Source organism: Virgibacillus oceani, assembly GCF_014638995.1.
In the GTDB taxonomy this organism is placed as follows: Bacteria; Bacillota; Bacilli; order Bacillales; family Amphibacillaceae; genus Virgibacillus_E; species Virgibacillus_E oceani.
In genome coordinates, this window is record NZ_BMFR01000011.1 from 57,357 (window position 1) to 71,174 (window position 13,818).

Genomic DNA, 13,818 nt, shown 5'->3' on the forward strand with positions numbered 1-13,818 from the left:
ATCATAATAATAGAGGATTGCACAATGAAAACTGGCAGTCCTCTACTACGAAACGATTCTAACGGTTAATTTCCTTAATCTTTTCCAGCGCAATTTTTGGTGTCCGATCTTCCTTAAGCAGGCCATTTACTTCCTGCTGAACATCGGTAATTTGTGTATAGACATAGCCAGTAATATACGGTATTGCTTTGATTGCATCCGTTATACTGCGATAGCGATGCAAGAACTCCTCTTCCTTATTTACCTGATTGCCATAGCCCCATCCGCTTTCATCCTTAAAGGCAATGCCGCCGTACTCCGTAATGATGACCGGCTGGCCCTTATACGAATAGCCATCAGCAAAAGCATACTTATGTTTATTATGCGGAATTTCATTATTAACGATCAGATCCTTCTCCTTATAACGTTCGTAAAACAGCTCACCAAACTCCTCGTAATCGTGAAGCGCTATAATGTCCGAGATCGTGTGCTCCCAGCCATCGTTAACGATAACCGGCCGATCCGGATCAATCGATTTAGTCAGATAATAAATCGATTCTGTGAACGTTTGCTGTTTCCGGTCCTTGGCGATATTCGGAATTCCCCACGACTCGTTAAACGGCACCCACGTAATTATCGACGGATGATTATAATGCTGCTGAACGATATCCAGCCACTCTTTCGTAAAATTGTCCACCGCTTCATCGGAGAATTCGTACGTCGCCGCCATTTCCGACCAGACAAGCAAGCCTTTTTTGTCAGCCCAATAGAGAAAACGCTCATCCTCAATCTTTTGATGTTTGCGTACGCCATTAAAGCCCATTGCAAATACTTTCTCAATATCCTCTATGATCGCCGCATCAGATGGTGGCGTCAGCAGCGTATCCGGCCAGTATCCCTGATCCAGCAGCAGCTTCTGGTAAAGTGGGCGATTGTTTAACAGTACTTGCCCATCCTTAATCGAAATCTTGCGCATCCCGAAGTATGACTCTACTTCATCAACTGCTTCTCCATTTTTTATTAAGCGAAATGCTACATCGTATAAATTCGGATTTTCCGGAGTCCAATGCATTACCCTCCAGCGATGTATATCGGAGAAAAGATCAATCTCAAAACGCATGGTAGATCGTTCAGGCCGAAACGTAAACTCCCTCACCATTTCCCCATTAAAGCTAATAACTGTCTCCAGTTTATAGTCATCGTAATTAGATCCGGATAGCCGATAATCAAAGACAACCGAATGTGTATCAATGTTCGGGGTGATTTTGACCCGGTCGATGTTTGTTTCATTGAGAAATTCAAGCCAAACAGTTTGCCAGATTCCGGTGCTTTGCACATACCAGCATTCAAAATTGTTATCCCGCCAACGCTGTTTTCCGCGCGGCTGATAACAGCTTTGGCTGTCCTCAACCTTTACAACAAGTTTGTTTTCTATTTTCGATTCCACTACGTCTGTAATATCAAAGGAGAAGGCTGCATTCCCTCCTGTGTGCTCTCCTATAAACGTTCCATTAACCCATACCTTTGTTTGATAGTCAGATGCCTGAAACCGAAGCATAACCTTTTTCCCAATCTCGTGTTCGGGGATTTCAAACGAACGGTGATACCAGACGTATGGGTGGAACTTTTCTTCCCCAATTCCACTGGCTTTCGATTCATAGGTAAACGGTACTTGTATATTGTCAGAAAAACGTGGGTTAGTGAACCATTGATTTTTCTCCCCTGTGTTTTGATCATCAAAAGCAAATTTCCATTTACCATTTAAATTCACCCACGAATCCCGCCGATATTGCGGGCGGGGGTATTCTGTACGCTGATGCAATGTGTAAGCTTTCTCAGTTGTTTTCATCTCCATGTTCTCTCTCCTTTTGTTATCCTTTAATTCCAGTAAAACTAATTCCTTTAACGATCTGTTTTTCAAAAATCAAAAAGACAATAATGACAGGTATAGACGCAACCGCATTGGCTGTCATCGGCAATACATAGGCTTGCGAATAAGCTGAATTAAATACCGGAAGTCCTACCGGCAATGTATACAGGGTTTCTGATAAAATAGATAAATACGGCCATAGGAAATTATTCCAGGATCCGATAAATGTAAAGATGGCGATTGCTGCCAAAGCGGGCTTCGCAAGTGGCAAAACAATTTTGTAAAACAATTTAAAATGGGAGCAGCCATCCATTACTGCACTTTCAATAATCTCTTTTGGCACCCCGTCAAAAAAACTTTTCAAAATAATCACGCCTAATGGTGAAGCAATCATCGGCAGGATTAGACCTGCATAGCTATCAATTAACCCTAAGTTCTTTACTATTTCGTATAATGGAATAATCGTTGCTTCTCCAGGTATCATTAAGCCTAATAAGAAAAAAACAAAGATTATCTTTTTAAAGCGGAATTTCATCTGTGAGATGGCAAACGCTGCCAATGCCGTTATGATTAACGTTAATATGGTTGTAATTACCCCAACAATCAGACTGTTCCATACCCACCTGAGAATCAGCGTGTCCTCAATGATGTTCGTATAATTTTCAAACGTATACGGTGGCATGAACCAGTCCAATGGGTTGGTTGTAGAATATCCATCCGGTTTTAACGAGACAAATAGCATCCAAATAATCGGAATCAAAAATAATAAGGCGATAATGATTCCAACAGTCACTTTTAAGCCATGCTGCGGATCACGATTCCGCTGCAATAAAGCTGATTTTCTGCTGCTTGATTTAGCTTTCCCCATCTAGCTCTCCTCCGTTCTCTGTGCTTTTAATTGAATGATAGAGAGTATTAATAGAATAAAGAATAACGCGTAAGACATGGTTGCAGCATAACCCAAGTTATTTTGTCTAAATCCGACCTCATAAATGTACTGAATCAATGGTCTTGTTGCTCCCCCAGGTCCACCGCCAGTTATGAGAAGAATTTGGGCAAATACTTTGTAGGATGCTAGAATTTGCAATAGCAAAATTACCCTTCCGATCGGCATAAGCTGCGGCAATGTAATATGGCGAAACTGCTCCCAGCGAGAAGCACCATCGATTTCACTAGCTTCATATAATGATTCTGGTATATCCTGCAGCCCGGCCAGGAATAGTACCATATTAAAGCCAACTGTCCACCATAACGTAACAACGACAATGGTTATCCATGCCAATACTTTATCTGTCAGCCAAAACAGTTCCGTTTCAATCCCAATTGTATGGAGGATCGTATTAACAAATCCGCTGTATGGCTGAAGCATAAAGATAATGATAAAAGATATAACCGCAACGGACAGAATACTCGGCAGGAAATAGGCACTTCTCAGGAATGTTTGCAATCTTGTCCGCATATTTGCAAATAAGGCAAGACCCAATGCAAGAATTACCATGGTTGGTGTCGTCAAAATAACAAATAATGTTGTATTCCATAATGTGCGCCAAAAGTGTGGATCGGTAAACATTTCTTTATAGTTTTCCAAACCAACGAAGTCCAGTTTACGAACCAGTGACCAATCGTACAAACTCATCTCTAACCCTTTGAATATGGGAAAAATGGTAAAGATTAAGTATGCGATAAAAAAGGGCAGCAGAAACGGAATTGCCTTCATATCTCTTATCCATGACTTTTTGTTCATACATAAGCCCCTTTCTCTAAGTAAAACGAAAAGGGACTGGGACAAAAATTTTAATCAAAGTAAAATCCGAATGACGGAACGGTTAGCGCTATAATTCACTCCGGAAATACACTTCAGTGGCTGTTGAGTCCCTTTGTGCCAGCGCACTTCATAGTCTCACCTGTGCCTTTCCATCCCGCGAAAGTCCACATATATTTCATCCGTTAAAACAGCATCTTTTTATTACTAGAAGATTCTGTATATCCCAGCACCTTTTTCGTTTATACTATTATCCTCCTATAAGATCCTTCACTTCTTTTTCAATTGCCTTAAAAGCTTCCTCCGGTGAAACCTCATCTGTCCAAATCATGTCAAGATTACGCATCACGATATCCCGCAAGCCTCTGGAATAGATGTTTCGATCTTCAAAATTCACATATTCCGCAACCTGTGCATAATCACTTCGATATGGCAGCGCTTTGAATTCCTCAGAGTTAACAACTGTTTCTTTAGCAGGAACATGCCCAGCCTCGGCCCAAATCGCCCCTTCATCTGTAGCAAATTCCATAAATTCAAGTGCAGCCTGCTGTATTTCCGGATCGGCATCATTATAGAAAGGGATGACAAATGTATGCGAATTACCCCATGCACCTTTTTGATCGAAAACATTTGGAACCGGCATCGCCGTAAATTCCAAATCCTCGGTTGTTTCCCAAATACCAGTTGCCCAAACACCAGTTGAAATGGTAGCAGCATTTTTAGACTGGAATTCAGAATAGAAATCTTGTAAATTCAATGGAATCACTTCATCCTCGTAATAGAAACTTTTTAGATATTCTGCTGCCTTAATCGCCTTGTCCAAATCAAGTGCATATTCCGGATTCTCCAAATCATCGGTAAGGATATGTTCCCCGCCTAATTGCGTATAGAAGGTCCACCATAAACGATAGCTATCTAAACCGGCAGTAGAGAACGCCATAGGATATTTATCACCTGGCAATTTATCCTTCAGGGTTGTCAGGAAGTTTCGGAATCCCTCAGGTGTTTCCTCCATTTTCAGCGTGCCATCATCATTCATTAGCCCAGCATCCTTGACAAGCTTATTATTGTAATAAAAAATTTGTGCGTGTGTGTCGATTGGAACAGCGTAATGTTTATCGTCATAAACCGTTGCATCCAAAATATTTGGCGTAAATTCATCCCAGCTTACATCTACATCTACAGAATCGAGGTCCTGCAATAGACCTTGATTGACAAGCTCAGGCAATACATGTATATGAGAAATTGCTAAATCGGGGCCTTTGCCTGATGCGATGCTGGTAAGCAATTTTGTGTAATACTCATCGTATTCCTGCTGGATATTATTAATAAAAATATCCGATTGGCTTTCGTTGAATTTATCCACTATTTCCTGCATATACTCTGCGTCACCGCCACCAAAAAGGTTCCACATGACAACCTCTGTAGCTCCTTCTGGTATTTCAACATCACTGCCTTCTCCTCCCGCTTTGTCATCTGAGCATGCGGCAAGGACAAATGAAGCTAAAACTAGTCCAAACAATACACTTACCCACTTCTTCACGATTGATTCCTCCTTTTAATTAATACATAATTACTGTATTAAACTTGTTTTTTTGTTCCTTTCACTAAAGAATACGCTTACATTTTTAAAATGTCAATATTATTTTTAAAAATTATGATTTGTTTTAATTTTTTTGTAGTTATGAAGGTATGAAGGTATGCAATGTTTGTAGTTCCTGGATTTCTGGACATGGCTGATACGGTCATTATGTTTATCAACCTGGAATTAAATTTTAATCAAGCAATAAAAAAAGCTATCCATCTGGATAGCTTTGTTATACTGTAATGTTCTTTTCGGAAAACTCTACTGTAAGTTTAATATCCTGTTCGTAATCACCAAACTTTTTACCAAACAGATTAATTCCGCCTTTATGAATAGCATCTTCCTTAATTCCAATCCTTAATGATAAGTAATTTCTATCTAAAATATTTAAGTCATTTACAGTGACTTCAGATAAATGGACATCATCGATAGTTGCCTCTTTGTTTGTTACTTTCCACGTTTTCAATTTCCCGTATTGTGTACTGGTCTGATCTGCCCAATATGGCGGGTTTAACTTTCCGGGGCGATCTCCAAAATCACCCGGGCTCGTCCATGTGCCTATATCAACTTCATTAACCCAAACGGTAATATCAGACGGCCAATTTGGATCATGATTCGGCGCTTCCGAACAGATCTCTGCCGAAAACTCCACCTTGTTTATATTTGTTGATGGCGGTATAACAAGCGGAAATTTATATTCAAAATACCCTTTTCTCGTCCAGATAATCTGGGCACTGGAACGCACTGGATTAAAAAAGTGCACCGGTTCATCCTCTGGAATCAGATGGTCATTCTCATCTGCCATTCCACAGGTTGGAGCAACATCAAAGTCAACATATTGGCCAATCGGCATCTCCAAATGAAAGACTTTATGATCACTTGTATGACCTTGATCTCCTTTTAACTGTATGTGAATATCATCGAAGTTCCGCGTGCAAACCTTCATTGCACCTCTGCTTGCTGGCCTTAGTTCCGTTAGAATAAGACCCGACTCCTCCAAAACTTTCACATGGGATGCAGCAGTTGAAATAGGAATCTCCAACGTAGTGGCTAATTGGTGAATGTTCATGTTTTCTTTATTTAAGAGATTAATAATATTCAGCCGTACATCGGATGACAATGCATGGGCAACCTTCTGCAAATCATTTATTTTATTTATTGATAACTCCAGCATAGTTATTCATTCCTCCCTACATCCTTCTTTTTACTCATGAATCTAATATAAACAAAAAAATGGTAAATATCCATCTTTTTTAATTATATTGTATAAATACCTTCTGGTTTTCTGTTATAATAAGCTAACTTCTTTCCAAATTTCCGACAGCTAGGAACAAAAAACTGGAAGGCTGATCAACCTTCCAGTAATGTTTCGTCATTTCGTCACATTTTTTACGTATCACGTACACACGGAAAACCCAAATTACCTGTTGAACTATCCATCATATTGGAACTTCTCCCATGATACGTGAATGACAGATCCCTAATGCTGATTACCTTACCTTCTGGCTGATACCAGCATGATTTCTCCACAGCAAACTACCAGGGTGTCCCTTGCAGTTGACGGGCATTTGCCAACTGATACCTTTACAAAAATTGGAAAAATGCCCTGTTACTTACAGCAGTACGATCTATATAAAATGGTTTGACATTAACCTTCCTTACCGATCCTACTTTATCTAACGGGAAACCTTCCTTGTCTTCGGTCTTAAAAATTGCCCGCCAAATAAATAAACCATTTTCCTTAAATTTAATTTCTTCTTCGGGAGCAAAAGTTTAAATTTGATAGATATCGAATTACAGTCTTAGTTGATAGTTTTCGAATAGAAGTTCTTTAGTTACATGATTTGGAACTATGACCGTTTTCAAGTTTGAATTCTCTCTTTTATGTCTTAGTCATCATCTGCTGGATTGAAGCGATTTACACTATAAGCCTTACAAGATTTATCCCTAAAAGCTACTTCAGAAAAAGAATCATTAGAAGCCATGAACCTTCCGACCGTTTTATATAATGATATTAACTACATATGTATAATAAATATGGTAAAGTAGAGTAGATTACCTGAATCTACTCTACTTTAACCATGATAAAATCCTGTGCGGTATGAATAGGGTTTTTTAAATTCTCAAAAATAATTCTTTTTTAACCCTGTTTTTCTCGATCCTTAATAATTCCTCTTGCTTCTTTTATATCTATTCTCGCCTTATGACCATGGTTTTGCAATAGGTGTAAAAGATTATTACCATTTAATAAAGTTATTGGTTTATCTTTTGCAAAGTTATACGCATCAGGTCCATAGTCGGCAGTTGATACTAAAATTCCTTTTGTTGCGCCTTCATTCATTACAGTACCATATAAATCTCTTACAGCTGAAACCCCGACCACATTTGTATATCTTTTTGCCTGGATAACAATCTTACCACCACGAATAGGGTCGGGATCAAATGCTATTGCGTCAACTCCTCCATCCCTACTTGCTCTTGTAATTTTAACCTCTCCACCTGATTGGTTAAATTCTTTTTCAAATAATTCCCTTATTAAATGTTCAAAGTCCTGCCAATCCATTGCAGCCAAATTCTCAGATTCATCTAACGAACCCGATACATCATATGAAGATACAAACCGTGGATCATCACGATCAATTTTTATTATTGGAGCAATTGGAGTTAAACTGTTTAATCTACTACTTCCAACACCTTTTAAATTTTTAAAGCAAAGTTTTGGATCGACTTGAAGAAGATTAATTTCTAAAAATTCCTCTTTTGATACTTGTATTGATAATATACATGAATTAACTTCTTTACCCGAGGCCTTATCAATAGATTCAACCCAGCCATTAAATACGATAGATTCTATATGATTAAATACATCTGCCTCAAATAGTTCATGCAATGAGCGCAAAGTAATTTGATAAAGTAGGTTATCGTACATTTTATTAAAAGCTGATTGTGATAAGTATGATTCTTTCAATTCATCTCTTGACTGAATATATTTTACCTCTTTTATACTTGGTAAATCCTCAGGTGACGGAAGGGAATAATCAACTATTAATAACTTTGTATTTGGATTATAATCAATATCAAATTCCTGAGGAAAATAATCAGGGTAAACCGAATTGGATAATACCATATCACAATAGTCAACTAAAGCGGTTGGCATTCCCTTTTCATAATTGTGCTTTTGATTATCTATAGCGATATTCTTCTCTTCTTGTTCTTTTTTATATTCTCTTTCTTTGTCCAACCATTTATTAAGACTCTCTTCGTACTCGGTATTACTTTTTTCATTTTCATTATTTATTTCTGCAACTTCCTTCTCCCAATTTTCTATATCAGTTTTGTATACATCTTTTAGGTCTAATATCTTTTTTTCTTTCTTTGATTTAAATAAGGAGTCAAAAATACCTAGTTTAGGCTGATACTTTTCATCTTCTTCGTTAGGTTTTTGAGGTATTATTATCTTTTCTTTTTGTATTGGTTTCGGTTCACTATATTCTTTATTATCCTTTAATTTTTCCCAATCTATAGCGTCATTTACTCCTAAAGTAAAATTTAAGATTTTATCCAATTCTTCTAATTCTTCATTAGCATCTTCTGTTAATTGTAGTGCTAACGCTTTTTTTTCTTCCTTTTCCTTTGCCGCAGCTTCACGAATGGACTTCTTTCTTTCAGCCTCCTGTTTTTTTTCCCACATTTCATTCCACTGTTGTTCTTGATATATAGCTTTTTGCCTAACTACATGGCGGTCAGAACCTTTAATAACTCTATACTTATTTAAACCATCATGTTTAATTTCAATTTCGTACATATATCTTGCCATTAATTATCCTCCTCTAAGTTCTTTAAATACTTGCCTTAAGAATCAAAAAGTTTCAGTTATGTATAAACAAAACATTGAATAGGTCTTTATAACTAAAATAACAAATATCTCCATTTCAAAACATTTATTTTAAATATGTGCTAAATTCTTTTTGGGAAAGAAATAGAATGTAGCCCGAATCTTAATTGAAGTTGTTAAAGATGTTACAAATTTGAAGTATCTTGAAGTAGACATACTATATGTTACTATAAAAAAGGCCGTTAACTTCAGTACACACGTGGTGTTGAAGTAAACTGCCAATATTACTGGTAAGATAGCAAAAAGCTATTTTATCATATCGTTTTTGTCCTATTGATTTTTTTGTTAAAGGTGGTAAGCACCAAAAACTAAAATTTCATCACCATTAGTAAGCTTACCTAATTTTGTGATAATTAATTTTTACAACCGTTTTTATCACAGGATATTTTAGAACTAGTGTTTTCCCAATGACTGGACTTTTCATTAGTATTAGTTCCGCAACCAGTTGTTCCACCCTTCGTTCCATTATGTACAATTCCAGAAGGTAAATGTTTAACTGCCATTTCTATCACCTCAATTTTTTACTTTATATAATTATATTCTACATGATTCGTCATAATCCTTTTTATAAGAATACGAAACTTCAAGTAGAGTATCTTCCTTTGCTCTTTATAATTTCTTCCTGAAAGGCATGTCCACCTAACGTAATTTAATTTTAATAATACATTAAAGCCCCAGTTTGATCCGGTACGTCAAATACAAGTACCATAATTATAGATAAACGGCTACGTGATACAATCCATTGACTTCCACCTCATAATATGATTTTATATTTAAATATCACAACTACAATCCACACTCCTCCTTCCCATTTATCCAAGTCATCACAATTCCCCATCCAAACAACCCATTTCCCCTACCCAAAGGAAAAACTCTACCTGTGAAACTTTCGACCCATTAATTAAAATAAACGTAAGGGGGTACTAAATTGTCCTTATATTTAACCGACAGAATGGCAGAAATTATTAAAATACTCTCTTCAACTGATGAATTTGTTACAAGCAATGAGCTCGCTACAAAACTGGGGGTGACATCCAGAACAATACGAGACGATATAAAGATTATAAATGGGAAAATAACTAATTTTAAAACAGAAATCATTTCCCAAAGAGGCAAAGGTTATAAAATTTCATCTATGTCAAAGCAACAACTCAAAGAATTACAAAATGCGGTTGAGACGGAGAACTTTTTGTTTGACACCAAATCCGTTACCCCTGACGACAGGGTACGTTTTATTATTAAAAGACTGCTGTATGCCAATGAAAGTATAACGCTTGAATCATTAAGTGATGAATTATATGTAAGCGATTCAACGATTAAAAACGATCTGAAAAAAGTAAAAGAAGTTTTAAATTCGTACAACATCAAAGTTGTTAAAGATAACAAAGGAATACGAGCTAAAGGAAATGAAATAAACAAGCGTTTTTGCATTTCAGATTACTTTATCAATAGTGAGGAAATCGAAAATAGCATTATCATTAAACTGGTTAATAGTTTTGGCTATCACTTCTACGACGATGATATCAATAAAATAAAAGAAATCATCCTTCATGAATTAAACGAAAATGATATCGAGGTCACGGATGATACACTAAATAAAATCGCAATTCATATGATTATTGCCATTGGGAGAATTAAAAGTGGACTACCCATTAGTTCAATCAGTAACATGGACTACCTCAAACATGAAAGCGAATACACTATAGCAGAAAATATTAACAAAGCGATTGAATCACTGTACAACATTAAGGTCCCAGAGCAAGAGATAGCATATACAACCCTGCATTTAGTTGGAAATAGACTTGGACAAAAGGGAAAAATCGCGCTGCCTGATTTAAAGCTATTTTTAGGTGAAGATATCTTCAAATTATCGATGGATATCGTTGAACAAACAAGAATTGGCATAAAGGGATTGAATATCGATGAGGATGAGGAACTGATTTACAGTCTTGGTTTACATCTGAAGCAATTAGTAACGAGACTCACCTTTAATATGAATATCAGGAATCCTATGGTTGACGAAATAAAAATCAAGTATCCTCTTGCCTTCGAAACGGGAGTTATTGCAGCTCACTGTGTAGAAAAAGTAACAGGCTTTAAAGTGAATGAGAATGAAATCGGTTTTTTGGCTTTACATTTTGGAGCAGCGATAGAACGACAACGAATAAAAACCATCTCCAAGAAAAAAGTCGCATTGGTATGTGCTTCAGGAATGGCAACATCGGAACTGCTGTTAACTAAGCTTTCCCATGTTCTGGATAATACCTATAACCTTATCGGTGCATATGCTTTGCATCAGCTGGATGAGCTTTTAAAGCAAAACCCCGATCTTGTTCTGACAACCGTTCCAATTGATGGTGAACTCGATATACCTGTTGTTCATGTGCCGTCGATTTTAGATGACAAAGATGTATCACGAATCCAGCATTCATTGGAAAAAACTCAAAGTAAGCAAAAAATCATCAGTCAGTTTTTCAGCAGAGAATTGTTTTTCCCAGATTTAAAGACAGAAACAAAGGAGGAAACACTGGCTTTTCTGACGAGAACAATGATTCAACAGGGGTGTATAGATTCTGAAATCCAAAATTCCATTATGGAGCGTGAACGAATATCTCCAACTTCTATTGGAGATATGGTAGCCATACCACATCCATTGAATATGGTCTCTAATCAATCTTTTATATGCACAGCATTACTGGACAAACCATTAAAATGGTCCTCCAGCGAAGAAGTTAAATTAGTTATGATCATTGTATTAGAAAATAGATGGCAAGAAAAATTCCAGGAAATATTCGAATCATTGTATGAGATTATCCAAACATCCAAAAATGTTGAAAGCATGTGCAAAAAAAGAACCTTCAATGAATTTCTGGAATTCATTGACTCAATCTAGTAAGGAGAATCATCTATGAATAATTCAGAATTAATAAACGAAAGCCTAATTGCACTAAATGTTCGTGCAAAAACCAAGGATGAAGCATTAAAAAAAGTTGCCAATATCGCGTTTAATGCCGGACGTGTTAAAAGTGCTAAAAATTATTTAGATGGGTTGATGGAAAGAGAAAACACATCAACAACTGGATTTGGCGGGGGGATTGCCATTCCTCATGCCAAAATTGATGAGGTTCTGAAACCTACCATTACTGTAATAAAGCTGAAGGAAGCTGTGGAATGGAAAGCAATGGATGACAAACCTGTACAGTTATTAATTGCATTAGCCATCCCAACGAAACAAGAAGGAACACTTCATTTAAAGTTATTAGCAAAACTATCAGAAAACCTGATGGAAGAAGAATTCACAGATTCATTGCTGTCAGCTAATACAGAAAATGAAATATATCAAACAATTACGAGTATTTTTGAATAACAAAGGAGAGATGTAATCATGAATATAGTAGCAGTAACTGCTTGCCCAGCTGGGGTAGCTCATACGTACATGGCTAAAAAAGGATTAGAAAAGGCGGCTAAGAAACTAGGACACAAAATCAAAGTAGAAACGCAAGGATCAATGGGTATTGAAAATGAAATCAAAGTTAAGGATTTAGAAAAAGCTGATTTGGTCATATTTGCAGTCGATACGAAAGTTGAAAAAGCAAACAGATTTGATGATAAAACGATTCACGAGGTTCCTGTTGCAGCAGCGGTTAAAAATGCAACGAAAGTAATTGAAGACGCAACTGCAAAACTATAAGAAATTGGAGTGAAAATTATGTGGAAAGAAGCTAAAAAACATCTGATGACCGGTGTTTCTTATATGATTCCTATCGTTGTTGCCGGCGGTATTTTACTTTCACTAGGAGTAATTATTGGCGATGATACATCGATGGGTGAACAATTAGTTAACTATGGGGTATGGACGTTAGGTTTAATGGTACCAGTAATCGCTGGTTATATTTCCTATTCCATCGCTGACAGGCCAGGTATCGCTGTTGGTTTAGCAAGTGGTGTGTTTGCGGCTGAACTTGGAACTGGTTATATTGGCGGTATTTTAGTCGGTTTTTTCGCAGGTTGGATTACGAACCAATTAAAGAAAATACCAATGCATCCAAATATTGCAGTTATTAAGCCAATCATGGTCATTCCTGTCCTCGGTATCGGAGCATCCGCCATTTTCATGTGGCTGATATCAATACCATTAGCTCCAGCTATGACAGGTCTGGAAAATTGGTTGAATTCTTTGGATGGCAATAATCTATTAATCTTAGGATTTATTATTGGCGCGATGATGGCATTCGATATGGGCGGTCCAGTAAATAAAATTGCTTTAGCATTCTGTTATGCTACACTCGCTGAAGGAATTTACGCTCCGATGGCGGCATGCTGGATAGGTATTATGGCCGCTCCGTTGGGATTATCTTTAGCAACACTATTATTCCCGAAAAAATTCTCGAAATCAGAGAAAGGTAATGCAATTCCTGCAGCCTTAATGGGATCACTCGGAATTACAGAAGGGGCTATTCCCTACGCTGTCGCTACACCATTAAAAGTTATTCCAGTAATCACAATCGGTTCTGGCATTGGCGGAGGCCTTGCATTAATGCTTGGTGCAGAATCTCCAATCCCTGCGGCAATCGGTATCTGGGGTCTGCCATTTGTAAATGGTCCATTCATGCTATTAATTGGTCTTCTTGTTGCTGTAGCCATTATTGCAATAACAGTCGGGTTCCTGCGTAAAGAGAGTGATGTAGATGACTCAGAAGATGCAGAATTATCGTTTTAAAAATTAT

The 13,818-nt window shown here is 37.2% G+C and carries 12 protein-coding genes; 5 read left to right on the top strand and 7 right to left on the bottom strand.

Annotation, left to right across the window (positions count from 1 at the left end):
• Positions 1-58: 58 nt before the first annotated feature.
• The 4 genes from IEV74_RS13180 to IEV74_RS13195 all read right to left on the bottom strand — a co-directional run bounded on the left by IEV74_RS13180 (position 59) and on the right by IEV74_RS13195 (position 5,154).
• Positions 59-1,834: a glycoside hydrolase family 2 protein gene (locus tag IEV74_RS13180; protein WP_229683183.1), complete on the bottom strand. Its 1,776-nt coding sequence runs from the start codon at positions 1,832-1,834 to the stop codon at positions 59-61.
• A gap of 16 nt (positions 1,835-1,850) precedes the next feature.
• Positions 1,851-2,717 (bottom strand): carbohydrate ABC transporter permease, encoded by an 867-nt coding sequence (locus IEV74_RS13185; protein ID WP_188455838.1) that lies wholly within the window; start codon positions 2,715-2,717, stop codon positions 1,851-1,853.
• Positions 2,718-3,593, bottom strand: coding sequence for a carbohydrate ABC transporter permease (locus IEV74_RS13190; RefSeq protein WP_188455839.1), 876 nt, complete (start codon positions 3,591-3,593; stop codon positions 2,718-2,720).
• Positions 3,594-3,861: 268 nt separating this feature from the next.
• Positions 3,862-5,154, bottom strand: a complete 1,293-nt coding sequence (locus IEV74_RS13195; RefSeq protein ID WP_188455840.1) for an extracellular solute-binding protein — start codon at positions 5,152-5,154, stop codon at positions 3,862-3,864.
• 162 nt (positions 5,155-5,316) lie between these two features.
• On the opposite strand from IEV74_RS13195, the gene IEV74_RS19875 reads away from it, so the two are divergent.
• Positions 5,317-5,439: a hypothetical protein gene (locus IEV74_RS19875; protein ID WP_268233839.1), complete on the top strand. Its 123-nt coding sequence runs from the start codon at positions 5,317-5,319 to the stop codon at positions 5,437-5,439.
• On the opposite strand, the gene IEV74_RS13200 is transcribed toward IEV74_RS19875, so the two are convergent.
• From IEV74_RS13200 to IEV74_RS13210, 3 genes are all read right to left on the bottom strand, one after another.
• Positions 5,429-6,370 carry an ArsR/SmtB family transcription factor gene (locus IEV74_RS13200; protein WP_188455841.1) on the bottom strand — a complete coding sequence of 314 codons (942 nt, stop codon included), beginning with the start codon at positions 6,368-6,370 and terminating at the stop codon, positions 5,429-5,431. The two genes, IEV74_RS19875 and IEV74_RS13200, sit on opposite strands and share 11 nt — an antisense overlap.
• A 966-nt stretch (positions 6,371-7,336) precedes the next feature.
• Positions 7,337-9,013: a restriction endonuclease gene (locus IEV74_RS13205; protein WP_188455842.1), complete on the bottom strand. Its 1,677-nt coding sequence runs from the start codon at positions 9,011-9,013 to the stop codon at positions 7,337-7,339.
• A gap of 431 nt (positions 9,014-9,444) precedes the next feature.
• Positions 9,445-9,594, bottom strand: coding sequence for a hypothetical protein (locus IEV74_RS13210; RefSeq protein ID WP_188455843.1), 150 nt, complete (start codon positions 9,592-9,594; stop codon positions 9,445-9,447).
• 425 nt (positions 9,595-10,019) lie between these two features.
• Between IEV74_RS13210 and IEV74_RS13215 the strand changes: the two genes are divergently transcribed.
• Genes IEV74_RS13215 through IEV74_RS13230 form a run of 4 tightly spaced genes read left to right on the top strand, consistent with a single transcriptional unit; the run spans position 10,020 to position 13,811 of the window.
• Positions 10,020-11,984, top strand: a complete 1,965-nt coding sequence (locus tag IEV74_RS13215) for a BglG family transcription antiterminator (RefSeq protein WP_188455844.1) — start codon at positions 10,020-10,022, stop codon at positions 11,982-11,984.
• 15 nt (positions 11,985-11,999) lie between these two features.
• Positions 12,000-12,458 (top strand): PTS sugar transporter subunit IIA, encoded by a 459-nt coding sequence (locus IEV74_RS13220; protein WP_188455845.1) that lies wholly within the window; start codon positions 12,000-12,002, stop codon positions 12,456-12,458.
• Positions 12,459-12,476: 18 nt separating this feature from the next.
• A complete protein-coding gene (locus tag IEV74_RS13225) occupies positions 12,477-12,782 on the top strand; it encodes a PTS fructose transporter subunit IIB (RefSeq protein ID WP_188455846.1) in 306 nt (101 codons plus the stop codon).
• 18 nt (positions 12,783-12,800) lie between these two features.
• The gene (locus tag IEV74_RS13230) at positions 12,801-13,811 is read left to right on the top strand and encodes a PTS fructose transporter subunit IIC (RefSeq protein ID WP_229683184.1); all 1,011 of its coding nucleotides are present in this window, start codon (positions 12,801-12,803) and stop codon (positions 13,809-13,811) included.
• Positions 13,812-13,818 lie beyond the last annotated feature (7 nt).

Excerpts from the sequence above, each read along its gene's own strand:
- IEV74_RS13200 (WP_188455841.1), bottom strand. The coding sequence starts at position 6,370 with ATGCTGGAGTTATCAATAAATAAAATAAATGATTTGCAGAAGGTTGCC.
- IEV74_RS13225 (WP_188455846.1), top strand. The coding sequence starts at position 12,477 with ATGAATATAGTAGCAGTAACTGCTTGCCCAGCTGGGGTAGCTCATACG.
- IEV74_RS19875 (WP_268233839.1), top strand. The coding sequence starts at position 5,317 with ATGTTTGTAGTTCCTGGATTTCTGGACATGGCTGATACGGTCATTATG.
- IEV74_RS13190 (WP_188455839.1), bottom strand. The coding sequence starts at position 3,593 with ATGAACAAAAAGTCATGGATAAGAGATATGAAGGCAATTCCGTTTCTG.
- IEV74_RS13230 (WP_229683184.1), top strand. The coding sequence starts at position 12,801 with ATGTGGAAAGAAGCTAAAAAACATCTGATGACCGGTGTTTCTTATATG.
- IEV74_RS13185 (WP_188455838.1), bottom strand. The coding sequence starts at position 2,717 with ATGGGGAAAGCTAAATCAAGCAGCAGAAAATCAGCTTTATTGCAGCGG.
- IEV74_RS13220 (WP_188455845.1), top strand. The coding sequence starts at position 12,000 with ATGAATAATTCAGAATTAATAAACGAAAGCCTAATTGCACTAAATGTT.
- IEV74_RS13205 (WP_188455842.1), bottom strand. The coding sequence starts at position 9,013 with ATGGCAAGATATATGTACGAAATTGAAATTAAACATGATGGTTTAAAT.
- IEV74_RS13180 (WP_229683183.1), bottom strand. The coding sequence starts at position 1,834 with ATGGAGATGAAAACAACTGAGAAAGCTTACACATTGCATCAGCGTACA.
- IEV74_RS13210 (WP_188455843.1), bottom strand. The coding sequence starts at position 9,594 with ATGGCAGTTAAACATTTACCTTCTGGAATTGTACATAATGGAACGAAG.